This is a genomic window from Pseudomonas sp. Ost2 (assembly GCF_018326065.1).
Classification (GTDB): Bacteria; Pseudomonadota; Gammaproteobacteria; order Pseudomonadales; family Pseudomonadaceae; genus Aquipseudomonas; species Aquipseudomonas gingeri.
The window spans coordinates 6,486,076-6,507,558 of the sequence record NZ_AP021904.1 but is presented as its reverse complement, the minus strand read 5'-3'; the positions used below and the strand labels follow the sequence as shown (position 1 = coordinate 6,507,558).

Here is a 21,483-nt window from a genome sequence, read left to right as displayed (position 1 = left end):
TAGAGCAAAGGTCGGGCCAGTGCGTCCGAACCCCGCAGCAACGGGGCCTGGCAGGATTCGCCCGAAGTCGTCGCCGATGCACTGTGGCGCGTCTGGTACAAGTCTGGGTGACACTTTGTAACGCCGATGGCACAGCCTGTGACTCATCGGTCTTGGGGTGATTGCAATGCTTGCGGCGCAGGAGGATGCTGATGGGCCAGAGTCAGGCGCATGGATTCTGAACACCCCGCGAAACCTGTAGGAGCCGGCTTGCTGGCGATGGCGGTCGATCAGGCGATGCGAGGCCCACTGGCTCTATCGCTGGCAATCGAGCCTCGACCGGCCGCGCTCCTACAAGGGAGAACAATAAGAAATGCAGAACAACCATTTGAGCCGTCACGCCCGCCAGGTGCTGACCGTGACCCAGGGCAAGCCTCAACTGCATGGGCCGGGTAGTGATCCGTCCATTGCCCGTTCCTGGCTGCGCTGCCTTGAGGATTATCACCTCGATCCGTCGTTGAGCATCGCACCCACGGTGCTGGAGCACGATCGCCTCCTGGAAAGCCGCGAGCGCCTCAAGCAGGTGTTGCAGATCGCCGGCAACGAGATGACCAGCCTGCATCAGCAACTCTCCGGTGCCGGGCATGCGGTGTTGCTGACCGATTCCCGGGGCGTGATCCTCAACTGCGTCACCGCTCCCGCCGAACGCAAGATCTTCGAACGTGCCGGGCTCTGGCTCGGCGCCGACTGGAGCGAGGCCTGCGAAGGCACCAACGGTATCGGCACCTGCCTGGTGGAGCGGCAGTCGCTGACCATCCACCAGGACGAACACTTTCGTGGCCGCCACACCGGCCTGACCTGTTCGGCGAGCCCGGTCTTCGATCCCCAGGGCGAATTGCTGGCGGTGCTCGATGTGTCGTCCGCGCGTCCGGATGTATCCCGGCAGAGCCAATTCCACACCATGGCCCTGGTGAACCTCTCGGCGAAGATGATCGAGAGCTGCTATTTCCTGCGTTATTACGACAAGCACTGGTTGTTGCGCTTTCACTTGCAGGCCGAGTCCGTGGGCCTGTTCAGCGAAGGGCTGCTGGCATTCGACGGCGAAGGGCGGATCAGTGCGGTCAACCAGAGCGCGCTGAACCTGCTGGGACATGCCCGCGGCGGGCTGCTGGGGCAGCCGGTGGAAGCGTTTTTCGATTGCTCGCTGGATGACTTGCTGGGGCGTGCGAGTGCCCAGGCCAGCGCCAGTTGGCCATTGCGCACGCGGGATGGCCGCGGCTTGTTCGCGGTGTTGCGCGGCCAGCCGCGCAGTGTGCCCAAGCCGCTGGTATCGTCGCAGATCATCGCTGAACGGGCAGGCCTCTCGGGCATCTGCCTGGGTGACGAAGGCTTGCAGAGTGATTTTCGCAAGGCGTTGCGGGTCTTCGAGCGCGATGTGCCGCTGTTGATCAACGGCGAAACCGGCTCGGGCAAGGAAGCGTTCGCCAAGGCGGTGCATCAGTCCAGCCAGCGCGCGGAAAAGGCCTTTGTCGCCCTCAACTGCGCGGCCATCCCGGAAAGCCTGATCGAAAGCGAACTGTTCGGTTATCGCGGTGGCAGTTTTACCGGCGCGCGCAAGGAAGGCATGCGTGGCAAGTTGCAGCAGGCCGATGGCGGCACGCTGTTCCTCGATGAGATCGGCGATATGCCGCTGGCATTGCAGACCCGCCTGCTGAGAGTGCTGGAGGACCGCCAGGTGGTGCCGATCGGCGGCGAGCCCGAGGCGGTCAACGTGCGGATCGTCAGCGCGACCCACCGCAATCTGCTGGAGCGGGTGCAGGACGGCAGCTTCCGCGAGGATCTGTATTACCGGCTCAATGGGCTGGAGATCGGCTTGCCGGCCTTGCGTGAGCGTAGCGACAGGTCCCAGTTGCTGGATTTTCTACTGGCCGAGGAGGCCGCCGGGCAGCCTGTGCTGATCGAGGCGGCGGCACGCCAGGCCCTGCTGGATTTCGCCTGGCCGGGCAATGTGCGGCAGTTGCGCACGGTGCTGCGCACGCTGGTGGCGCTGTGTGATAACGGGCGGATCGCCGTGGCGGACCTGCCGGCGATGATTCGCCAGGCGCGACCCGCCCTTGCGCCGATGCCGGTTGACGAGCTCTCGGAGCATCCGCTGGAAGAGGCCGAGCGCCTGGCCCTGCTCAATGCCCTGGAGCAGCAGCGCTGGCACATGACCCATACCGCCGGGCAACTGGGGGTCAGTCGCAATACCCTGTATAGAAAGCTGCGCAAGCATGGCATCGCCCGCTGAGGACGCTCGGTTCCCTCATGTCCGCGAACCTGAAACACAAGGTGCGATTTCGTCCGCCCTGGGCTAACCTGCGGCCATGTTTTACGAGGTCGACTATGCACATTCATATTCTGGGTATCTGCGGCACCTTCATGGGGTCGATGGCGGTTCTGGCCAAAGAGCTGGGCCATCACGTGACGGGCTCCGATGCCAACGTCTATCCACCGATGAGCACGCAACTGCAGGCGCAGGGCATCGAGCTGACCCAGGGCTACGACCCGGCCCAGCTTGATCCGGCCCCCGACCTGGTGGTGATCGGCAATGCCATGTCCCGTGGCAATCCCGCCGTCGAGTACGTGTTGAACAAGGGCCTGCCCTATGTCTCCGGCCCGCAGTGGCTGGCCGACCATGTGTTGCAGGGCCGCTGGGTCCTGGCCGTCGCCGGCACCCATGGCAAGACCACCACCAGCAGCATGCTGGCCTGGGTGCTGGAACACGCGGGCATGAGCCCGGGCTTCCTGATCGGCGGTGTGCCGCAGAACTTCTCGGTGTCGGCACGGCTGGGCGATACGCCGTTCTTCGTGATCGAAGCCGATGAATACGACAGCGCGTTTTTCGACAAGCGCTCCAAGTTCGTCCACTACCGCCCGCGCACGGCGATCCTGAACAACCTGGAGTTCGATCACGCGGACATCTTCCCGGATCTGCCAGCCATCGAGCGGCAATTCCACCATCTGGTGCGGACCATCCCGAGCGAAGGCCTGGTGATCCACCCGACCACCGAGCCGGCGCTCAAGCGCGTGATCGAGATGGGCTGCTGGACGCCGGTGCAGACCACCGGTGCCGGTGGCCAGTGGCAGGTCAAGCTGCTCAGTGAAGACGGCTCGCGTTTCGAAGTGATGTTCGAAGGCGTGGCCCAGGGTGTGGTCGAGTGGGACATGACCGGCCAGCATAACGTCGCCAATGCCCTGGCCACCCTGGCTGCCGCCCGCCATGTCGGCGTGGTGCCGGCTATGGGCATCGCGGCCCTGAGTGCTTTCAAGAGCGTGAAGCGGCGCATGGAAAAGGTCGCCGAAGTCCATGGCGTGACCATCTACGACGACTTCGCCCACCACCCGACGGCCATTGCCACGACCCTCGACGGTTTGCGCAAGAAGGTCGGCGATGCGCCGGTGATCGCCATTATCGAGCCGCGCTCCAACTCGATGAAGCTCGGTGCCCACCGCGACGGCTTGCCGGAAAGCGTGGTCCAGGCCGACCAGGTGATCTGGTATGCGCCGGCCAACCTCGGCTGGGACCTGGGCGCGACCGCGGCCTTGTGTACCGTGCCGTCGATTGTCAGTGACTCCCTCGACGGAATTATCGAGCGGGTGAAAAGCCAGGCCAAACCCGGCACCCATGTGGTGATCATGAGCAACGGCGGCTTCGGCGGCCTGCACGGCAAGCTGGCCGAGGCCTTGCAGTGAGCGGCCCGGAACGCATCACCCTGGCGATGACCGGCGCGTCCGGCGCGCAATACGGCTTGCGCCTGCTCGATTGCCTGGTGCGCGAGGACCGTGAGGTGCACTTCCTGATTTCCAAGGCCGCGCAACTGGTGATGGCGACGGAGACGGATGTCACCCTGCCACCCAAGCCGCAGACGATGCAGGCGTTCCTCACCGAATACACCGGGGCGCAAGTGGGGCAGATCCGTGTCTATGGCAAGGAAGACTGGATGTCGCCCGTCGCCTCGGGCTCCGGTTCGCCGGCGGCGATGGTGGTGGTGCCGTGTTCCACCGGGACCTTGTCGGCGATTGCCACAGGGGCCTGCAACAACCTGATCGAGCGGGCGGCGGACGTCACGCTGAAGGAGCGGCGGCAGTTGATCCTGGTGCCGCGGGAAGCGCCGTACTCGAGTATCCACCTGGAGAACATGCTCAAGCTGTCGAATATGGGCGTGACTATCCTGCCGGCGTCGCCGGGCTTTTATCACCAGCCGCAGACCATCGACGACCTGGTGGATTTTGTCGTGGCACGGATTCTCAATGTGCTGAATATTCCTCAGGACATGTTGCCGCGCTGGGGCGAGCATCACTTGAGCAGCGATGAATAAGTCGCTGCTGTACCTGTTGCTGGCCGTGCAACTGGCGGGCTGTGCGACGGTGCGTACCCTGGACGCGGGCAAGACCGGTGCGCCGATCGTCTATTCGGGGACGCGGCTGGACCTGTACGCGATGCAGGGCGGTTGTTGTGCCAGCGACCGCTTCGGGGCCGAGGCGCCGAGCTATCCGGGCGTCGACCTGCCGGCCAGCGCCTTGCTCGACACCTTGCTGTTGCCGCTGTCGGTGTTGACGGTATTGGGGGTTGGTTTTCAGGCGACGGGCGGGTTGTAGCATTGATTGATGGCTTTGTGACGCTGGGTTGCGTGGAGCTTGTGTGGGAGGGGGCTTGCCCCTGAAGGGGCCGGTGAGATCGCTAAAAGCTTCGGGGGCAAGTCCCCTCCCACATAAATAAGCACTGCTCCACACAAACACCGCTCACCACAAGGGACCGAGCAGTCCTGTGAGTTACTTGCCCAACCGGCGCAATTCATCCGACTCGACGATCCGCACGCCATCCTGCTCTTCCAGCGCCAGGCGCCACAGTGCCCGGGCCAGCTGGCAGGCTTCGATCCCGCGATACTTGCCGGGAATCAACTTCGACAAGGGCCCCGCCAACTGTTCGGCGAGGCGCGGTTCCGTGCGCTCGCCCAGCAACAGCGACGGCCGGGCAATGGTCAGTTGCGGCCAGTCCTGCGCCTTCAACGACTCCTCCATCTCCCCCTTGACCCGGCTGTAGAACACCTTGGATTTCGGGTTGGCATCAATCGCGCTGACCACGATCAGGTGCCGTGCGCCCATTTCCCGGGCGCGCTTGCCAAAGGCTACGACCATGTCATGGTCGATGGCGCGAAAGGCTTCCTCGGAACCGGCTAGCTTGATGGTGGTGCCGAGGCAGCAGATGGCCAGGTCGACACGGCCGCTCAGTTGCGGCAGGAATACCGCCGGGTCGCCGACCGGGTTTTCCAGGTGTGGATGTTCCGCCAGGGGCCGCCGCGACGGGGCGAGTACGCGGCTGACCGTGGGCTCGTTGAGCAGGCGGTCGAGTAGATGTTCACCGGTCAGGCCGGTGGCTCCAGCGAGCAGGATGTGCTGAGGCGTCAAGTACATAAAATATCTCCCTTGATACGAATCAGCTTAGTTGCTCTTGGCTTCCTTGCTGTCCAGCGAAGCGCTTTGCAACGCTTTTCGTGCTTGTTGCTTGCGTAGTTGCTGCCAATGGGCCAGCACGCCCTTGGGTGCCCAGATCTGGGGTTCCGAAGCCTCGAAGTTGTCTGCCTGTTCGCGGTCGGCAACATGGGCCTTGGCGAGGTTGAAAGCTTGCTGCAAATCGTCGGTCTGGTTCAGGGCCTGGGCGAACAGGGCGTCGCCGAAGTAGGTGAAATCCGCTTCCTCGGAGCAGCCGAAGGACACCCTATCAGCCCGCGAGGCGGTCATTATTAAAGTTCTTTCATCTTTCAGTGCGGGAATGAAACCACCGGAATAACAGGCCGAGATGACGATGACCTTGTCGCGGTTCTTCAGCGGGGCCAGGGCCGAGGCCATTTCATCCGCCGGCAGGTCGGCCAGTTCCAGGCGCGGCTGGTCCAGCACCAGTTCGTGCTCGTGGGTGCCGTGGCTGGTCAGGTAGATGAAGATCAGGTCTTCCGGGCCGCTACGGTCGGCCAGGGTCTGGGCGGCGCGGCGCAGGTTCTCGCGGGTGGCCATCGGACGGTCGATCAGATGGTCGCGGTGATTCACCAGGCTGATCTGGCCGTAGGCGCCAAAGCGCGTGGCGAGCATCTTGTTGACGTAGTCGGCTTCACGCAGGAACACGCTCTGCTTGCCATCGCCCGCCAGTACCAGGCTGTACAGCTCGATGGCCGGGGTGGAGGCAGGAACGGCGGCCAGGGCTTTTTCCAGCAGCGAGCCCTGGGCCAGCAGACCCAGCTCCAGGGCGTCCGGCAGCAGCTTGCCCTCGGCATCGCGAACCCGCTGGCCATTGGCCCAGACACCGCTCTGCACGCTGCCGTCGGCCAGGGTCAGGATGCCGCGGCCCTGATAGGTGTCGCCGGCGAACTCGCCGATATAGACGCTGCCATCACCGAGGCTCAGGTGGCCGAAGCCGGTAAAGCGCCATTCGCTGAATTCACCGCGATAGTGGCTGCCATCGACACCGATCAGCTCGCCCTTGCCACTGAGCACGCCGTCCTTGAACTCACCGATCCAGACATCGCCGTCGGCGTTTTCATAACGGCCCTTGCCGTTCAACTGGTTGTGCTTGAAGCCGCCGGCGTACTGGTCGCCTTCGGCGCTGTTGAAGGTCCCGATGCCTTCCAGCTGGCCGTTGACGAAACGCCCGGTGAACTGGTTGCCGCTCGAATCGCTGCGCTGGCCTTCGCCATTGGGTTTGCCATGGGCGAACTGGCCCTGGTACTGGCTGCCGTCTTCCAGCTCCAGGTGGCCGAGGCCGGAATACTGGTCGTCCTTGAATTCGCCGCGGTAGGTCATGCCGGCTTCTTTGAGGGTGCCTTCGCCGTTGCGGCGCCCCAGCTTGAACGCGCCGGTGTAGCTGCTGTCATGGGTGGTCAGGGTGCCCTGGCCGTGGAACAGGCCTTGCTGGAACTGGCCCTTGTAGACCTCGCCGTTGCTGCCGTGCCACTCGCCGTCGCCATGCCATTGGCCCTTGTCGAACTGACCCGCGTACCAGCTGCCGCTCGGGTAGTCGATGCGCCCCTGGCCTTGCAGCAGGCCATTGATCACTTCCCCACGATAACGACCGCCATCCGGCAGACGGGCGTCTGGCGGTAGTAGTGATTCGCCATCACCGCAGGCGGCGAGCAGCAGGGTCAGAGCAAGGGGCACAAGTGGGCGCATAACGGGATCCGGGCAATTAGGGGACCGAGTATGCCGTAGCATTATGTTGTGTCTAGGGGGGAGAGCACGAAACAGTCGTGTCACTGTTTCGTGCCAGCACTCGGGCGTTACCTCAGACGAAGCAGAGCGACAGAGGTTCAGCGATGTAGGCGGGTTTTTCCTGACCTTCGATTTCCAGGGTGGCGGTGGCCTTGAGCAGCCATTGGCCGGGCTTTTTCTCGGTGACCTCGGTCAGCTCGACCTTGAGGCGCACCCGCGAGTCGACCTTCACCGGCTGGATGAAGCGCACGCTGTCGAGGCCGTAGTTGACCACCATCTTCAGCCCTTCGGGCAGCACGAGGATGTCTTCCATCAGCTTGGGCATCAGCGACAGCGAGAGGAAACCATGGGCAATGGTGCTGCCGAACGGCGTTTGCGCGGCCTTGACCGGGTCGACGTGGATGAACTGATAATCGCCGGTGGCTTCCGCGAACAGGTTGATACGCTCCTGGTCGATGGTGAGCCATTCGGAACGTCCCAGTTCCTTGCCGACATAGTCGTTGAGTTGCGCTACGGGTACATAGGGCATTGAGCCTCTCCTTGGTTTATCCAGTTCTTTCTGGCCGGGGCCTTGCAGCCCTTGGCATCCACTGTAGATCATCACGGCACTTGTGCCCGGTCAAGCCACCATGGCTTTGGCGAATGCCGCCGTATCGGCGTGCTTATAATGGGCCGCGTTATCGGGGAAGAATCCAAGGGAGTGTCTGATGTTGCTACGCGGCCTGACCTGGCTGGTGCTGTTTCAGTTGCTTGGCACGGCGATCAATCATTTGTGTGTACCGATGTTGCCGGGGCCGATCATCGGCCTGCTGCTGTTGCTGGCGTTCCTGATGGTGCGTGGCGAAGTGGGCGCGCCGTTGAGCGAGGCGGCCTCCAGCCTGTTGCGCTACCTGCCGTTGCTGCTGGTGCCGCCGGCCGTGGGTGTGATGGTCTATGCCACGGAGATCGCGGCGAACTTCTGGGCGATCGCCGGCTCGCTGGTGCTCTCGGTGCTGATCTCCATGGCCTTGGCCGGCGTCCTGATGAACTGGCTGGTGCAACGCAAGGATCGGCGGGAGGGCAAGCCATGACGCTCGACTGGCAAGGCGCCTGGAGCGCGGTGATTCACCATCCGCTGTTCGGCATCGGCATTACCCTGGGCGCCTATCAGTTGGTGCTCGCCGGGTTCGAGAAAACCCGCTGGATCTTCCTGCAACCGGTGCTGGCGTCGATGGCACTGGTGGTCGGGGTCCTGCTGCTGTGCGACCTGGACTATGCCGAGTACCGCAAGAGCACGGAAATCCTCAGTATCCTGCTCGGTCCGGCGACCGTCGCGCTGGCGGTGCCGTTGTTCCTCAACCTGCGGCGGATCCGGCAGTTGTTCTGGCCGATTTTTACTACGCTGGTGATTGGCGGGGTGATCGCCACCGGGCTGTGTGTCCTGCTGGGTTGGCTGTTCGGCGCCGACCACCGGATGTTGATGACCATGGCACCGAAGTCGGTGACTTCGCCGATTGCCATGCTGGTGGCCGAGCAGATCGGTGGTGTGGCAGCCTTGGCGGCGGTCTTCGTGCTGATCACCGGCGTGATCGGCGCCATTGCCGGGCCGAACATGCTGACGCGCCTGGGTGTGCACCGTGCCGAGGCTCGTGGCATGGCGCTGGGCATGACGGCCCATGCGGTGGGCACCTCGGTGGCCTTGCAGGAAAGTGACGAATGCGGTGCCTTCGCGGCGCTGGCGATGAGTTTGATGGGCGTGGCCACGGCGGTGTTGTTGCCGCTGGTGGTGACATGGCTGGTTTAAGGAAACCTTTATGACCCTGGCGCTGTTTCCCCTGAACACCGTGCTGTTCCCCGGCTGCACCCTCGACCTGCAGATTTTCGAGGCGCGCTACCTGGACATGATCAGTCGCTGCATGAAGCAAGGCAGTGGCTTTGGCGTGGTGTGCATTCTCGAGGGCGAAGAGGTCGGTCGCGCCGCGGAAGGTTTTGCCCGGGTCGGCTGTGAAGCGCTGATCCGCGACTTCCAGCAGCAGGACAATGGCCTGCTGGGCATTCGCGTGGAAGGCGGGCGACGTTTCCGTGTGCTGGGCAGCGAGCTGCAGAAGGACAACCTGACCGTCGCCGACGTCGAATGGCTGGACGAAATTCCCGAGCAGCCATTGCAGGACGAGGACGAGGACCTGGTGGCCCTGCTCAAGGCCCTGGCCGAACACCCGATGGTGGCGGCGTTGAACATGGGCACCGAAGCCACCGGACAGCAGTCGCTGGCGAACCAGCTGGCTTATCTGCTGCCGTTTTCCGATCTGGACAAGATCGATCTGCTGGAACTCGACGATCCCCAGCAGCGGCTGGATGCGATCCAGGCCCTGCTCGACGAACTGCAGGGCGAACTATTCGCATGAACAGGGGGCGCGGTTCTCTCTAGTAGGCGTACCGCAGCACCTGGTGCTGCACATGCCATAACGCGTGGAATCCATACAGGGCCACGGCGGCCGGCAGGATCAGCCACCAGGCGCGTGGCGGCATGGCATTGAGCGGCATGTAGCGCTGGCTGAGGGTCAGGCTGGCCGCCAGCACGCCAATCGCCAGCAGTGCGCCGGCGAGGATGTCGGTCGGCCAATGCGCGCCGAGATACACCCGCGACAACGCCACCGCAAAGGCCGGCAGGCAGCCGAGCAGCAGCCAGGTCACGCGCATCCGTGGCGGCTGGTCGCGCCCGGCCAGCACGGCGAGCATCAGGAAGAGCGCGAACGATCCGGAGCTGTGGCCGCTGGGCATGCTGTAGCTGGTGATCGGATCGGTCAGCACCTCCGGGCGCATGCGCGCGAACAGGTGCTTGGTCACGGTGTTGCCGAGGGCGGTGACCGCCAGGGTGGCACCGAAAAACAGCGCGTGGCGCCATTGGCGGGCGAGGAACAGCAGGACCGTGAGCACCGCCGCGACGGTGAACTGGGTGCGGAAGTCGCCCAGGCGGGTGATGATCACCGCGACGAAATCAAGGCTGCTCTCGCGGTGCTCCTGCACCAGCGTCATCAGGCCCTGGTCGAAGGCCTTCAGGTGCGGGTAGCCGAAGAACAGGCCGCCCAGCAGTGCCAGGCTCAGGGCCGAGATCAGGATCGTCGCCTTCGGGTGGCGCTTGAGACTGCAATGAATGCACAGCCCGATCAGCGCCGCCAGGCCGGCCGCGACCACCGCGGTCTGCGGCCAGAAACCCTCAGGCAACGGCAGGCGAAAGGCCGCGCCGGTGGCCCAGCCCGGCAGCAGGTAGGCCACGGACCAGCCGGCGGCGGCAATCAGGCTGACACCGATAAACCGTGGCAGCGGCATGTCGCACATACCGGCGATCATCGGCAACATCGGCCGTAGCGGGCCGATAAAGCGCCCGACCAGCAGGCTGGCGATCCCGTAGCGCTGGAAATAGGATTCGGCGCCGCTCATCCACTCCGGATGCTGGCGCAGGCCCGGCAAGCGCCGGATGTTCTGGTGAAAGCGCCGGCCGAGGGCGTAGGACAACCCGTCACCGAGCAAGCCGCCGAGGAACCCCAGCAGCAGGGTTTCGCCCAGGGTCAGGGCGCCGCTGCCGGCCAGGACGGCAATGGCGAACAGCAGCACGGTGCCCGGCACGATGATGCCGGCAATGGCCAGGCATTCGACACAGGCAATGATGAATACGGCCAGGCCGAGCCATTGCGGATTAGCCGTCAACCAGCCGGTGATGCTATCGAGCCATGGGCCCATGGAGGATTTCCTTATGCAGGCCAGACAACCGTCGGCATTGCGCTTGTTACTGCAGGAGCCGGGCTCCTACAGGTTTGGTGAAAGAATGTGGTAATCGCGACCTTCGACCTGTCCGCGTCGCAATGGGTTGCGCGTGCAATGCGGGGCATAGGCGGCGTCGACGAAGCGGTACATCAGGTGCTCGTCCCGACCCAGGGGAATGCCCAGGCGGGTGGTCTGGATGATCTGCGCCGGCCGGTTGCCGACATCCTCGACAAACAGCCGCTGCAGGTCGAAGCGCTTGGCGTCCCAGGCCGGTACCTTGAGGCCCAGGGCCTTGCACAGCAGCGTCTGCCCGGCACACAGCTTCTGTGATGGCCGCGCCGCACCGTTGGCGTCGGGATTGTTGAGGAGCATCTGCGCCAGGCTGGCCGGGCCCGACAGGTCGTCGACCCAGGGATAGGCGGATTTGATCAGCACCGCGTTTCCCGGCCCATGGGCGCTGAAGTTCAGCGAGTCGCCACCCCGGGAGTAGTACATATAGATGTGTCCGCCATCCAGAAACAAAGCCTTACGCTTTTCTGTATAGCCGAGGGAGGCGTGGCTGCCTTTTTCCTCGAAGTAATAGGCTTCGGTCTCTATGATGCGCGCCGCGAGCCACAGATCGCCGACGCGATGGCGTATGACTTTTCCCAGCAGTTCGCGGGCAAGCAGTTGCGCGTCGCGGTCGAAAAAGGCATCGGGCAGGGCGTTCGGCAGGGGCGGGGGTGTCAGGTTGGACATCGTTCCTGAGAGGCATTCAAGGCTGGTCGGAGGCCAATCATACCGATTTTGCCCTTAATCCAAGCTGAATGGCGGCTATTTGTGCCCGATTTCGACCATCCGCCCGGCACCGCTGTGCGTGAGGCGGCGCGACAGCTATAATCGGCCGCTTTCCTATTTGCCAAGTCCCCCTTAGACCATGACTGAGTCCGTTCTTGACTACATGACCCGCCTGGGTCGCGCAGCCCGCGAGGCTTCCCGCGTGATCGGCCGTGCCAGCACCGCGCAGAAGAATCGCGCGTTGCATGCCGCCGCCGCCGCGCTGGATGCGGCCCGCGACGAGCTGGGCGCGGCCAACGAGCTCGACCTGGCCGCTGCCCGCGCCAATGGTCTGGAGCCGGCGCTGGTCGAACGTCTGGCACTGACCCCGGCGCGGATCGACAGCATGATTATCGGCCTGCGCCAGGTGGCAAGCCTGCCGGACCCGGTCGGGGCGATCCGGGACATGAGCTACCGGCCGTCGGGTATCCAGGTCGGCAAGATGCGCGTACCGCTGGGTGTCGTGGGGATCATCTACGAGTCGCGTCCGAACGTGACCATCGATGCCGCCAGCCTGTGCCTGAAGTCCGGCAATGCCACCATCCTGCGTGGCGGCTCCGAGGCGATCCACTCCAATCGCGCCATCGCCACCTGCATCCAGCGTGGCCTGGACGAGGCCGGCCTGCCGGCCGCCGTGGTGCAGGTGGTGGAAGTCACCGACCGTGCCGCCGTCGGCGCGCTGATCAGCATGCCCGAGTACGTCGACGTGATCGTTCCCCGCGGCGGCAAGGGCCTGATCGAGCGGGTCAGCCGTGATGCGCGGGTGCCGGTGATCAAGCACCTGGACGGCATCTGTCACGTCTACGTCAGTGCCCATGCCGACCTGGCCAAGGCCCGTCGTATCGCCTTCAACGCCAAGACCTACCGCTATGGCATCTGCGGCGCCATGGAAACCCTGTTGGTGGACCAGGCCGTTGCCGCCGAATTCCTCCCGGCCATGGCCGAGCAGTTCCGCGCCAAGGGTGTCGAGCTGCGGGGTTGCGAACGCACCCGGGCGATCATCGAGGCGCTGGCCGCGACGGAAGAAGACTGGAATACCGAATACCTGGCGCCGATCCTGTCGATCCGTGTCGTCGACGGGCTGGACATGGCCGTCGAGCACATCAACGGTTACGGTTCGCATCACACCGACTCGATCGTCACCGAAAACCTGGCCGAGTCCCGGCGTTTCATGGCCGAAGTCGACTCCAGCTCGGTGATGCTCAACACCCCGACCTGCTTCGCCGATGGCTTCGAGTACGGATTGGGTGCCGAGATCGGCATTTCTACTGATAAGCTGCACGCCCGCGGACCGGTAGGTCTGGAAGGCCTGACCTGCGAGAAGTACATCGTGGTCGGCGACGGGCAGTTGCGTGGTCAGGAGTCGGTCTGACTTGGTCGAGAAACGCCAGTCAGCCGCCGTGACCGCTCGCGAAGTTCCACCTCGGCGCATCGGTGTGCTCGGTGGAACCTTCGACCCGGTGCACATCGGCCATTTGCGCAGTGCCCTGGAAGTCGCGGAATTGATGGAGCTCGATGAGTTGCGCCTGACGCCCAGCGCCCGGCCGCCCCATCGGGATACGCCGCAGGTTTCGGCGATCGACCGTCTGGCGATGGTCGATTGCGCGGTGGCCGGCGTCTCGCCGCTGGTGGTCGATGATCGCGAGCTGCAACGGGACAAGCCGTCCTACACTATCGACACCCTGGAACTCATGCGGGCCGAGCTGGCCGCCGAGGACCAGTTGTTTCTGTTACTGGGCTGGGACGCGTTTTGCGGCCTGCCCACGTGGCATCGCTGGGAAGAGTTGCTCCAGCATTGCCATATCCTGGTGCTGCAACGCCCGGATGCCGACAGCGAACCGCCGGATGCCTTGCGCAACCTGCTGGCCGCGCGGTCGGTCAGCGACCCGAAGGCCCTGCCGGGGCCTGGCGGGCACATTACATTCGTCTGGCAGACACCCCTCGCGGTGTCGGCCACCCAGATCCGTCAACTGCTGGCCAGCGGTAAGTCGGTACGTTACCTGGTGCCTGACGCGGTCCTGGCCTATATCGATGCGCACGGGCTGTACCGTGCGTCGAACTGAAAAGGCGCGCTTGAAAGCACGGACAATCGTGTATTGAAGCGCCCGAACATACGAGCAAAACGAGTTTTATATGACGAACAACGACGTAAACAAAGCAAAGCGCAAAGGCACCTTCAAAAGTGCTCCGCTGCCTGAGAAAGTGATCAGCGGTGAGCCCCTCAAGGGCGATGAGCTGGTCAAGATCGCCGTGGCGGCCCTGGAAGACGTCAAGGCCCAGGACATCCTGGTGATCGACGTTCGCGAAAAGCAGAGCATCACCGACTACATGATCATCGCCACCGGTACCTCCAACCGCCAGATCGGCGCGATGCTGGACAAGGTCCGCGAAGCGGTCAAGGCCCTGGGCGTCAAGCCGCTGGGCGAAGAAGGCAAGGGCGACAGCGACTGGGTCCTGCTGGACATGGACGACGTGATCGTCCACATGATGACCGCCAGCGCCCGTCAGTTCTACGACCTGGAGCGTCTGTGGCAGGGTGCCGAGCAGAGCCGTTCGGCCAGCGCCGCACACCACAGCCCGGAAAACACCCATGAGCATTTCATCAAGCTCAACAAAGACCAGGAATAAGGTGCGGTTGTGCGCCTGCGCCTGATTGCTGTCGGTTCCCGCATGCCCAAGTGGGTGGAAGAAGGCTGGCATGAATATGCCAAGCGCCTGCCATCCGAACTGGCGCTGGAACTGGTGGAAATACCGCTCAATACCCGGGGCAAGAATGCCGACGTGGCGCGCTTTATCCGTCAGGAAGGCGAGGCCATGCTGGCCAAGGTCGGTCCCAACGAGCGCGTCGTCACGCTGGAAGTCCATGGCAAGCCATGGAGCACCGAGCAGTTGGCGGTCGAGCTGGATCGCTGGCGGCTGGATTCGCGCACGGTCAACTTCATGGTCGGCGGCCCCGAGGGGCTGGCGCCGGAAGTCTGTGCGCGGGCCGATCAGCGCTGGTCGCTGTCGCCGCTGACCCTGCCGCACCCGCTGGTGCGGATCCTGATCGGTGAACAGCTGTATCGCGCCTGGACCGTGCTGTCCGGGCACCCTTACCACAAATAAGCCTGCCGAATGACCCAGCCGATCCGCCTCAAGGACCACGAGAAAGACGCCCGTCTGGTGCGTAACCGTGTCGTGGTCGGTGCAGTCGTGGTCGTGCTGCTTATTGCGGTACTGATCGCCCGCCTGTATTTCCTGCAGGTGATCCAGTACGACTACCACTCGACCCTGTCGGAAAACAATCGCGTCCATGTGCAGTCGATCCCGCCGCCTCGCGGCCTGATCTATGACCGCAATGGCGTGGTGGTGGCCGATAACCGGCCCAGCTTCAGCCTGAGCATGACCCGCGAGCGTTCCGGCGACTGGCAACAGGTCCTCGATGTGATCGTCGAAGTCCTGCAACTGACCCCCGAGGACCGCGTGCTCTTCGAGAAGCGCATGCGCCAGGGGCGTCGGCCGTTCGAGCCGGTGCCGATCCTGTTCGAGCTGACCGAAGAGCAGATCGCCCGGGTGGCGGTGAACCAGTTCCGCCTGCCGGGCGTCGAGGTGGTGGCGCAACTGGTTCGCCACTATCCACAGGGGGCGCATTTCGCGCATTCGGTGGGCTACATGGGGCGTATCAACGAGAAAGAGGCGAAAGTCCTCGACTCGGTGAACTACAGCGGCACCCACCATATCGGCAAGACCGGCATCGAGCGCTTCTACGAGGCGGAGTTGCACGGCCAGGTCGGTTACGAGGAAGTCGAGACCAACGCCCGCGGGCGCATCCTGCGGGTGCTCAAGCGCACCGATCCGGTGCCGGGCAAGGACATTGTCCTGAGCCTGGACATCAAGCTGCAGGAAGCCGCCGAAGAAGCCCTCGGTGGCCGTCGTGGCGCGGTGGTGGCGCTGGACCCGAATACTGGCGAGGTGCTGGCGATGGTTAGCCAGCCGAGCTTCGACCCGAACCTGTTCGTCACCGGCATCAGCTTCAAGGCCTACGCCGAACTGCGCGACTCCATCGACCGCCCGCTGTTCAACCGGGTCTTGCGCGGCCTGTATCCGCCGGGTTCGACCATCAAGCCGGCGGTGGCGATTGCCGGCCTGGACAGCGGTGTGGTCAATGCCTCGACGCGGGTCTTCGACCCCGGTTACTACGAACTGCCGAACTACGACCACAAGTACCGCAACTGGAACCGCACCGGTGACGGTTGGGTCGACCTGGACACGGCGATCATGCGTTCCAACGATACCTACTTCTATGACCTGGCCCACAAGCTGGGGATCGACCGGTTGTCGTCCTACATGAACAAGTTCGGCCTGGGCCAGAAGGTCTCCCTGGACATGTTCGAAGAGTCGCCGGGGCTGATGCCGTCGCGCGAGTGGAAGCGCACCACGCGCCGCCAGGCCTGGTTCCCCGGCGAGACGCTGATCCTCGGCATCGGCCAGGGCTACATGCAGGCGACGCCGCTGCAACTGGCCCAGGCCACGGCGCTGGTGGCGAACAAGGGCGTGTGGAACCGTCCGCACCTGGCGAAGACCATCGAAGGCCAGAAGCCGCTGGATGAGAACCCGATGGCGGATATCGTCCTGCGCAACCCTTCCGACTGGGACAAGGTCAGCCACGGCATGCAGCAGGTGATGCACGGCGCCCGGGGGACCGCGCGCAAGGCGGCGATCGGTTCGCAGTACCTGATCGCCGGCAAGAGTGGTACGGCCCAGGTCGTGGCGATCAAGCAGGGCGAGAAGTACGATCGCTCGAAAGTCCAGGAGCGTCATCGTGACCACGCCCTGTTCGTCGGCTTTGCGCCGGCCAACAATCCGAAGATTGCCGTGGCGGTGATGGTCGAGAACGGTGAGTCCGGTTCCGGCGTCGCGGCGCCGGTGGTCCGCCAGGTGATGGACGCCTGGCTGCTGGGCCCGGATGGCCGGATCAAACCTGAATATGCAGGCACCACTACCGCGGAGGCTACGCCTTGATCGCCAATTTCGATCGCATCCTCTCCAGTGAGGATGTGATGCGCCGCCGGGCCACGTTGTTGCAGCGCATGCACATCGACGGGCCGCTGCTGGTCCTGCTGCTGACCCTGGCGGCCGGCAGCCTGTTCGTCCTGTATTCGGCCAGCGGCAAAAGCTGGGACCTGCTGATCAAGCAGGCGACTTCCTTCGGTATCGGCCTGGTGTCGATGTTTGTCATCGCCCAGCTCGAACCGCGGTTCATGGCCCGCTGGGTGCCGCTGGCCTACGTGCTGGGGGTGATGCTGCTGGTGGTGGTGGATGTCATGGGCCACAACGCCATGGGCGCCACGCGCTGGATCAACATTCCCGGGGTGATCCGCTTCCAGCCGTCGGAATTCATGAAGATCCTGATGCCGGCGACCATCGCCTGGTACCTGTCCAAGCGCACGTTGCCGCCGCAGCTCAAGCACGTGGGCATCAGCCTGATGCTCATCGGCGTGCCGTTTATCCTGATCGTGCGCCAACCCGACCTCGGTACCTCGCTGCTGGTCCTGGCCGGCGGCGCCTTCGTGCTGTTCATGGGCGGCCTGCGCTGGCGCTGGATCCTCAGCGTGCTGGCGGCGGCGGTGCCGGTGGCGGTCGGCATGTGGTTCTTCATCATGCACGACTACCAGAAGCAGCGGATCCTGACCTTCCTCGACCCGGAAAGCGATCCGCTGGGCACCGGCTGGAACATCATCCAGTCCAAGGCCGCCATCGGTTCCGGTGGCGTGTTCGGCAAGGGCTGGCTGCTGGGTACCCAGTCGCACCTGGACTTCCTGCCGGAGAGCCACACCGACTTCATCATCGCGGTCATGGGCGAAGAGTTCGGCCTGGTGGGCATCTGTGCCCTGCTGCTGATCTACCTGCTGCTGATCGGCCGGGGGCTGGTGATCACCGCCCAGGCCCAGACCCTGTTCGGCAAGCTGCTCGCGGGCAGCCTGACCATGACATTTTTTGTTTATGTTTTCGTCAACATCGGTATGGTCAGTGGCCTGTTGCCGGTGGTGGGCGTGCCGTTGCCATTCATTAGCTATGGCGGAACTTCGCTGGTGACGCTGCTGTCAGCGTTTGGGGTTTTGATGTCGATCCATACCCACCGCAAGTGGATCGCACAGGTTTGATTAAGGTGAAGAATTCAATGCAAGTGATGCGCGGCTGGGCGGCTCGATGCGCTCCATGGATGAGCCTTGTGGGCTGCCTGGGGGCGGCGCAGAGTGCGCTGGCCGGTGATTACGAAGGATCACCGCAAGTGGCCGAGTTCGTCGGTGAAATGACCCGCGACTACGGTTTCGCCGGCGAACAGCTGATGGAAGTGTTCCGCCAGGCCGAGCGCAAGCAGAGCATTCTCGATGCGATTTCCCGCCCGGCCGAGCGGGTCAAGCCGTGGAAGGAATACCGGCCGATGTTCCTCACCGATGCCCGGGTTGCCCGCGGTGTCGACTTCTGGCGCCAGCATGAGGCGGCCCTGGCCCGCGCCGAGCAGGAATACGGTGTGCCGGCCCAGGTGATCGTGTCCATCATCGGCGTGGAAACCTTCTTTGGTCGCAACACCGGCAACTACCGGGTGATCGATGCCTTGTCGACCCTGGGGTTCGATTATCCGCCCCGCGCCGAGTTTTTCCGCAAGGAGCTGCGCGAGTTCCTCCTGCTGGCCCGCGAGGAACAGCTCGATCCGCTCAGTCTCAAGGGGTCCTACGCTGGCGCCATGGGCCTGCCGCAGTTCATGCCGAGCAGTTTCCGCGCCTATGCGGTGGACTTCGACGGCACCGGCCATATCAATATCTGGACCAACGCCGACGATGCCATCGGCAGCGTTGCCAGCTACTTCAAGCGTCATGGCTGGGTGGCCGGCGAGCCGGTGGTGAGTCGCGCCGACGTGCGGGGCGATCTGGTCGACCAGGGTTTGAGCCCGGGTATCGACCCGGTGAAGACCGTTGGGGAGTTGCGGGCGCTGGGCTGGTCGAGTCATGATGCGCTGCGCGATGATATGCCGGTCACGGCATTTCGCCTGGAAGGCGACAATGGCCCTGAATACTGGATGGGCCTGAAGAATTTTTATGCGATCACGCGCTATAACCGCAGCGTAATGTACGCCATGGCCGTGCATCAGCTGTCTGACCTGTTGGTCCAAGCACGGGGCGTCAAGTAATGCAGGCTTTGCCGATTCAAAAACCACTGAAACTGCTGGCTTACACCGCGTTGGCGGTGCTGGTGGTCAGTTGTTCGACCAGCCGCTCGCCTTACCAGTCGTCGTCTTCCAATGCCATCCGCGCCAAGCCGGGGCTGGATATCAACCGGGCCCACAAGGACGGCGCGCCGTGGTGGGACGTGGATGTGTCGCGGATTCCCGACGCCACGCCGACCCTGCATACCGGCGCCTACAAGGCCAACCCCTACACCGTGCTGGGCAAGACCTACTTCCCGCTGCCGGACTCGAAGAACTATGTCGCCCAGGGCACGGCCTCGTGGTACGGCACCAAGTTCCATGGCCAGAACACCGCCAACGGCGAGGTCTACGACCTCTACGGTATGAGTGCCGCGCACAAGACCCTGCCGCTGCCCAGCTATGTGCGGGTGACCAACCTGGACAACAATCGCAGCGTGATCCTGCGGGTGAACGACCGCGGGCCGTTCTATTCGGACCGGATCATCGACCTGTCCTACGCCGCCGCCAAGAAGCTCGGCTACGCCGAGATCGGCACCGCACGGGTCAAGGTCGAAGGTATCGATCCGCAGCAATGGTGGGCCCAGCGCGGTCGCCCGGCGCCGCTGATGCTCAATGAGCCGCAAGTGGCGCAGGCTCCTGCACCGGCCCTGACCGCGTCCACCGGGACCATCGAGCAATGGACTCCGCCGCCGCAACAACACGCGACCGACGTTGTCCCTGTACAGGCCGATGCAAAAAAAAACGGTTCTGTACCAGCCTCTGGCCAGTATCTCCAGGTGGGCGCCTTCGCGAACCCGGACGCTGCCGAACTGCTGCGATCGAAGCTAAGCTCGATGGTCAAGGCGCCGGTGTTCGTCAGTTCGATCGTGCGCAACCAGCAGACGCTGCATCGGGTCCGGATGGGGCCGATCGGCACGCCGGATGAAGTGCAGCAGGTACAGAACAGCGTCCGCCTGGCCAATCTCGGCTCGCCGAGTCTGGTGACGTCGGAATAACACAGGCACAATTGTGGATTCGGCCGCATCCGAAGGGCCGGGTCCTGGTTGTTGGTTCGTCTGATAATAAAAGCCTCAAGGGCGCTTGAAAACGTAGCGAGCGAAGGCAAGACAAGGCAAAGCACGCGAGGAAGCGCAGTTTACTGCTGTAAATGAGCATTCCGGGCCTGCTTTTAACGCCGTATTACCGAGCGCAGTAGTTTTCATGCGCCCTGATAAAAGGGTGGTGGAGCGAGCAACCTAACACGGGGCAGCCGTTGGCTGTCTGATTAGTTTTGTCCGCAAGGGCAAGTTTCCATTAGCGATTTCGAGAGACGGATGAACATCACCACCTTTGCCAAACGTTTGTGCCTGCTTGTGCCGTTGATCATTGCGCCCGCTGCCTGGGCCGCCGATGACATGGCCTTGCCGGCTTCGCCGCAACTCGCCGCCAAAGCCTATGTGCTCATGGATGCCGCCAGCGGCAACGTGCTGGTCGAGAACAACGGCGACCAGCGCCTGCCACCGGCCAGCCTGACCAAGCTGATGACCGCCTACATCGCGACCCTGGAAATCCGTCGTGGCCAGATCGGCGAAAACGATCCGGTGACGGTCAGCGAGAACGCCTGGCGTACCGGCGGTTCGCGGATGTTCATCAAGGTCGGCTCGCAGGTCACCGTCAGCGATCTGCTGCACGGGATCATCATCCAGTCCGGCAACGACGCCAGCGTCGCGCTGTCCGAGCACATCGCCGGCAGCGAAGACGCCTTTGCCGACATGATGAACAAGACCGCTGGCGACCTGGGCATGAGCAACAGCCACTTCATGAACCCGACCGGCCTGCCGAACCCGGAGCACTACTCGTCGGCTCACGACATGGCGCTGCTGGCCCGCGCGATCATCCGCGTCGACCCGGTGCACTACGCGATCTACTCGCAGAAGGAATTCTTCTGGAACGGCATCAAGCAGCCGAACCGCAACCTGCTGCTGTGGCGTGACAAGACCGTCGACGGTCTGAAAACCGGTCACACCGAAGAAGCCGGCTACTGCATGGTGTCCTCGGCGGTCCGTGACGGCCAGCGCCTGATCGCGGTGGTGTTCGGTACCAACAGTGAATCGGCCCGTGCGGCCGAGACCCAGAAGCTGCTGACCTACGGTTTCCGCTTCTTCGAAACCCAGACCTTCTACCAGAAGGGCACCGAACTGGCCCAGGCCCCGGTCTGGAAAGGCACCACCCACCAGATCAAGGCCGGCCTGGCCGAAGACCTGACCATGACCATGCCTAAAGGCCAGCTGAAGAAGCTTGCCGCCAGCATGACCATCAACCCGAAACTGGTCGCTCCTATCGCCAAGGGTGACGTGATCGGTAAAGTGGAAGTCAAACTGGATGACAAGGTCGTTCACAGTGCCGATCTGATCGCGCTGGAAGCGGTCGAGGAAGGTGGTATCTTCCGTCGCCTGTGGGATAGCATCCGCATGTTCTTCTACGGCATGTTCAACTGAAGCACCTTGAACGGCGGCAGTTTGAACACGTAGCAA

The 21,483-nt window shown here is 63.6% G+C and carries 21 protein-coding genes; 16 read left to right on the top strand and 5 right to left on the bottom strand.

What is annotated here, in order from left to right:
* Positions 1-352: 352 nt before the first annotated feature.
* The 4 genes from KI243_RS28805 to KI243_RS28790 all read left to right on the top strand — a co-directional run bounded on the left by KI243_RS28805 (position 353) and on the right by KI243_RS28790 (position 4,620).
* The gene (locus KI243_RS28805) at positions 353-2,269 is read left to right on the top strand and encodes a sigma-54-dependent Fis family transcriptional regulator (RefSeq protein WP_212810162.1); all 1,917 of its coding nucleotides are present in this window, start codon (positions 353-355) and stop codon (positions 2,267-2,269) included.
* 95 nt (positions 2,270-2,364) lie between these two features.
* Positions 2,365-3,714, top strand: coding sequence for a UDP-N-acetylmuramate:L-alanyl-gamma-D-glutamyl-meso-diaminopimelate ligase (gene mpl, locus KI243_RS28800; RefSeq protein WP_017123334.1), 1,350 nt, complete (start codon positions 2,365-2,367; stop codon positions 3,712-3,714).
* Positions 3,711-4,340 (top strand): flavin prenyltransferase UbiX, encoded by a 630-nt coding sequence (gene ubiX, locus KI243_RS28795; RefSeq protein ID WP_017123335.1) that lies wholly within the window; start codon positions 3,711-3,713, stop codon positions 4,338-4,340. Before mpl ends, ubiX begins: the two co-directional genes overlap by 4 nt.
* Positions 4,333-4,620 (top strand): YceK/YidQ family lipoprotein, encoded by a 288-nt coding sequence (locus tag KI243_RS28790; protein WP_017123336.1) that lies wholly within the window; start codon positions 4,333-4,335, stop codon positions 4,618-4,620. Before ubiX ends, KI243_RS28790 begins: the two co-directional genes overlap by 8 nt.
* A 174-nt stretch (positions 4,621-4,794) precedes the next feature.
* Here the strand turns inward: KI243_RS28790 and KI243_RS28785 are convergent, their stop codons facing one another.
* The 3 genes from KI243_RS28785 to KI243_RS28775 all read right to left on the bottom strand — a co-directional run bounded on the left by KI243_RS28785 (position 4,795) and on the right by KI243_RS28775 (position 7,750).
* A complete protein-coding gene (locus tag KI243_RS28785) occupies positions 4,795-5,436 on the bottom strand; it encodes an oxidoreductase (protein ID WP_017123337.1) in 642 nt (213 codons plus the stop codon).
* 27 nt (positions 5,437-5,463) lie between these two features.
* The gene (locus KI243_RS28780; protein ID WP_017123338.1) at positions 5,464-7,182 is read right to left on the bottom strand and encodes a C13 family peptidase; all 1,719 of its coding nucleotides are present in this window, start codon (positions 7,180-7,182) and stop codon (positions 5,464-5,466) included.
* A gap of 112 nt (positions 7,183-7,294) precedes the next feature.
* Positions 7,295-7,750 carry a MaoC family dehydratase gene (locus KI243_RS28775; RefSeq protein WP_177062865.1) on the bottom strand — a complete coding sequence of 152 codons (456 nt, stop codon included), beginning with the start codon at positions 7,748-7,750 and terminating at the stop codon, positions 7,295-7,297.
* A gap of 178 nt (positions 7,751-7,928) precedes the next feature.
* On the opposite strand from KI243_RS28775, the gene KI243_RS28770 reads away from it, so the two are divergent.
* Genes KI243_RS28770 through KI243_RS28760 form a run of 3 tightly spaced genes read left to right on the top strand, consistent with a single transcriptional unit; the run spans position 7,929 to position 9,605 of the window.
* Positions 7,929-8,291, top strand: a complete 363-nt coding sequence (locus tag KI243_RS28770; RefSeq protein WP_017123340.1) for a CidA/LrgA family protein — start codon at positions 7,929-7,931, stop codon at positions 8,289-8,291.
* A complete protein-coding gene (locus KI243_RS28765; protein ID WP_177107187.1) occupies positions 8,288-9,004 on the top strand; it encodes an LrgB family protein in 717 nt (238 codons plus the stop codon). The genes KI243_RS28770 and KI243_RS28765 overlap by 4 nt, the downstream gene beginning before the upstream one ends.
* Positions 9,005-9,014: 10 nt before the next feature.
* Complete coding sequence (locus KI243_RS28760) at positions 9,015-9,605, top strand: LON peptidase substrate-binding domain-containing protein (RefSeq protein WP_177083948.1); 591 nt, start codon at positions 9,015-9,017, stop codon at positions 9,603-9,605.
* Positions 9,606-9,624: 19 nt separating this feature from the next.
* Here KI243_RS28760 and KI243_RS28755 read toward each other — a convergent pair whose 3' ends face one another.
* Complete coding sequence (locus KI243_RS28755; RefSeq protein WP_212810161.1) at positions 9,625-10,941, bottom strand: bifunctional DedA family/phosphatase PAP2 family protein; 1,317 nt, start codon at positions 10,939-10,941, stop codon at positions 9,625-9,627.
* Positions 10,942-11,007: 66 nt separating this feature from the next.
* Positions 11,008-11,703, bottom strand: a complete 696-nt coding sequence (locus tag KI243_RS28750) for a DNA-3-methyladenine glycosylase (protein WP_177083950.1) — start codon at positions 11,701-11,703, stop codon at positions 11,008-11,010.
* Between the two features lie 178 nt (positions 11,704-11,881).
* Here KI243_RS28750 and KI243_RS28745 point away from each other — a divergent pair, with 178 nt between their 5' ends.
* The 9 genes from KI243_RS28745 (at position 11,882) to KI243_RS28705 (ending at position 21,447) form a co-directional block, all read left to right on the top strand.
* Positions 11,882-13,153: a glutamate-5-semialdehyde dehydrogenase gene (locus tag KI243_RS28745; RefSeq protein ID WP_042934198.1), complete on the top strand. Its 1,272-nt coding sequence runs from the start codon at positions 11,882-11,884 to the stop codon at positions 13,151-13,153.
* A 1-nt stretch (position 13,154) separates the two neighbouring features.
* The gene (nadD, locus tag KI243_RS28740) at positions 13,155-13,844 is read left to right on the top strand and encodes a nicotinate-nucleotide adenylyltransferase (protein ID WP_017123346.1); all 690 of its coding nucleotides are present in this window, start codon (positions 13,155-13,157) and stop codon (positions 13,842-13,844) included.
* A 70-nt stretch (positions 13,845-13,914) separates the two neighbouring features.
* On the top strand, positions 13,915-14,409 hold the full coding sequence (gene rsfS, locus KI243_RS28735) for a ribosome silencing factor (RefSeq protein ID WP_017123347.1): 495 nt from the start codon (positions 13,915-13,917) through the stop codon (positions 14,407-14,409).
* A 9-nt stretch (positions 14,410-14,418) separates the two neighbouring features.
* Positions 14,419-14,886 carry a 23S rRNA (pseudouridine(1915)-N(3))-methyltransferase RlmH gene (gene rlmH, locus KI243_RS28730; protein ID WP_007937439.1) on the top strand — a complete coding sequence of 156 codons (468 nt, stop codon included), beginning with the start codon at positions 14,419-14,421 and terminating at the stop codon, positions 14,884-14,886.
* 9 nt (positions 14,887-14,895) lie between these two features.
* Positions 14,896-16,782 (top strand): penicillin-binding protein 2, encoded by a 1,887-nt coding sequence (gene mrdA / locus KI243_RS28725; RefSeq protein ID WP_177107184.1) that lies wholly within the window; start codon positions 14,896-14,898, stop codon positions 16,780-16,782.
* A gap of 38 nt (positions 16,783-16,820) precedes the next feature.
* A complete protein-coding gene (gene rodA / locus KI243_RS28720; protein WP_042934380.1) occupies positions 16,821-17,924 on the top strand; it encodes a rod shape-determining protein RodA in 1,104 nt (367 codons plus the stop codon).
* A 17-nt stretch (positions 17,925-17,941) separates the two neighbouring features.
* Positions 17,942-18,952: a lytic murein transglycosylase B gene (gene mltB, locus KI243_RS28715; RefSeq protein ID WP_042934202.1), complete on the top strand. Its 1,011-nt coding sequence runs from the start codon at positions 17,942-17,944 to the stop codon at positions 18,950-18,952.
* The gene (locus KI243_RS28710) at positions 18,952-19,965 is read left to right on the top strand and encodes a septal ring lytic transglycosylase RlpA family protein (protein ID WP_017123350.1); all 1,014 of its coding nucleotides are present in this window, start codon (positions 18,952-18,954) and stop codon (positions 19,963-19,965) included. The genes mltB and KI243_RS28710 overlap by 1 nt, the downstream gene beginning before the upstream one ends.
* A 318-nt stretch (positions 19,966-20,283) precedes the next feature.
* On the top strand, positions 20,284-21,447 hold the full coding sequence (locus KI243_RS28705; protein WP_017123351.1) for a D-alanyl-D-alanine carboxypeptidase family protein: 1,164 nt from the start codon (positions 20,284-20,286) through the stop codon (positions 21,445-21,447).
* Positions 21,448-21,483: the final 36 nt, after the last annotated feature.

Bases quoted from the DNA above. Each gene is read 5' to 3' on its own strand.
- KI243_RS28805 (WP_212810162.1), top strand. From the start codon at position 353: ATGCAGAACAACCATTTGAGCCGTCACGCCCGCCAGGTGCTGACCGTG.
- KI243_RS28765 (WP_177107187.1), top strand. From the start codon at position 8,288: ATGACGCTCGACTGGCAAGGCGCCTGGAGCGCGGTGATTCACCATCCG.
- KI243_RS28705 (WP_017123351.1), top strand. From the start codon at position 20,284: ATGAACATCACCACCTTTGCCAAACGTTTGTGCCTGCTTGTGCCGTTG.
- KI243_RS28710 (WP_017123350.1), top strand. From the start codon at position 18,952: ATGCAGGCTTTGCCGATTCAAAAACCACTGAAACTGCTGGCTTACACC.
- KI243_RS28770 (WP_017123340.1), top strand. From the start codon at position 7,929: ATGTTGCTACGCGGCCTGACCTGGCTGGTGCTGTTTCAGTTGCTTGGC.
- KI243_RS28790 (WP_017123336.1), top strand. From the start codon at position 4,333: ATGAATAAGTCGCTGCTGTACCTGTTGCTGGCCGTGCAACTGGCGGGC.
- mpl (WP_017123334.1), top strand. From the start codon at position 2,365: ATGCACATTCATATTCTGGGTATCTGCGGCACCTTCATGGGGTCGATG.
- mltB (WP_042934202.1), top strand. From the start codon at position 17,942: ATGCAAGTGATGCGCGGCTGGGCGGCTCGATGCGCTCCATGGATGAGC.
- KI243_RS28760 (WP_177083948.1), top strand. From the start codon at position 9,015: ATGACCCTGGCGCTGTTTCCCCTGAACACCGTGCTGTTCCCCGGCTGC.
- KI243_RS28785 (WP_017123337.1), bottom strand. From the start codon at position 5,436: ATGTACTTGACGCCTCAGCACATCCTGCTCGCTGGAGCCACCGGCCTG.
- rodA (WP_042934380.1), top strand. From the start codon at position 16,821: ATGCGCCGCCGGGCCACGTTGTTGCAGCGCATGCACATCGACGGGCCG.
- KI243_RS28750 (WP_177083950.1), bottom strand. From the start codon at position 11,703: ATGTCCAACCTGACACCCCCGCCCCTGCCGAACGCCCTGCCCGATGCC.
- KI243_RS28745 (WP_042934198.1), top strand. From the start codon at position 11,882: ATGACTGAGTCCGTTCTTGACTACATGACCCGCCTGGGTCGCGCAGCC.
- mrdA (WP_177107184.1), top strand. From the start codon at position 14,896: ATGACCCAGCCGATCCGCCTCAAGGACCACGAGAAAGACGCCCGTCTG.
- rsfS (WP_017123347.1), top strand. From the start codon at position 13,915: ATGACGAACAACGACGTAAACAAAGCAAAGCGCAAAGGCACCTTCAAA.
- KI243_RS28780 (WP_017123338.1), bottom strand. From the start codon at position 7,182: ATGCGCCCACTTGTGCCCCTTGCTCTGACCCTGCTGCTCGCCGCCTGC.
- KI243_RS28775 (WP_177062865.1), bottom strand. From the start codon at position 7,750: ATGCCCTATGTACCCGTAGCGCAACTCAACGACTATGTCGGCAAGGAA.
- KI243_RS28755 (WP_212810161.1), bottom strand. From the start codon at position 10,941: ATGGGCCCATGGCTCGATAGCATCACCGGCTGGTTGACGGCTAATCCG.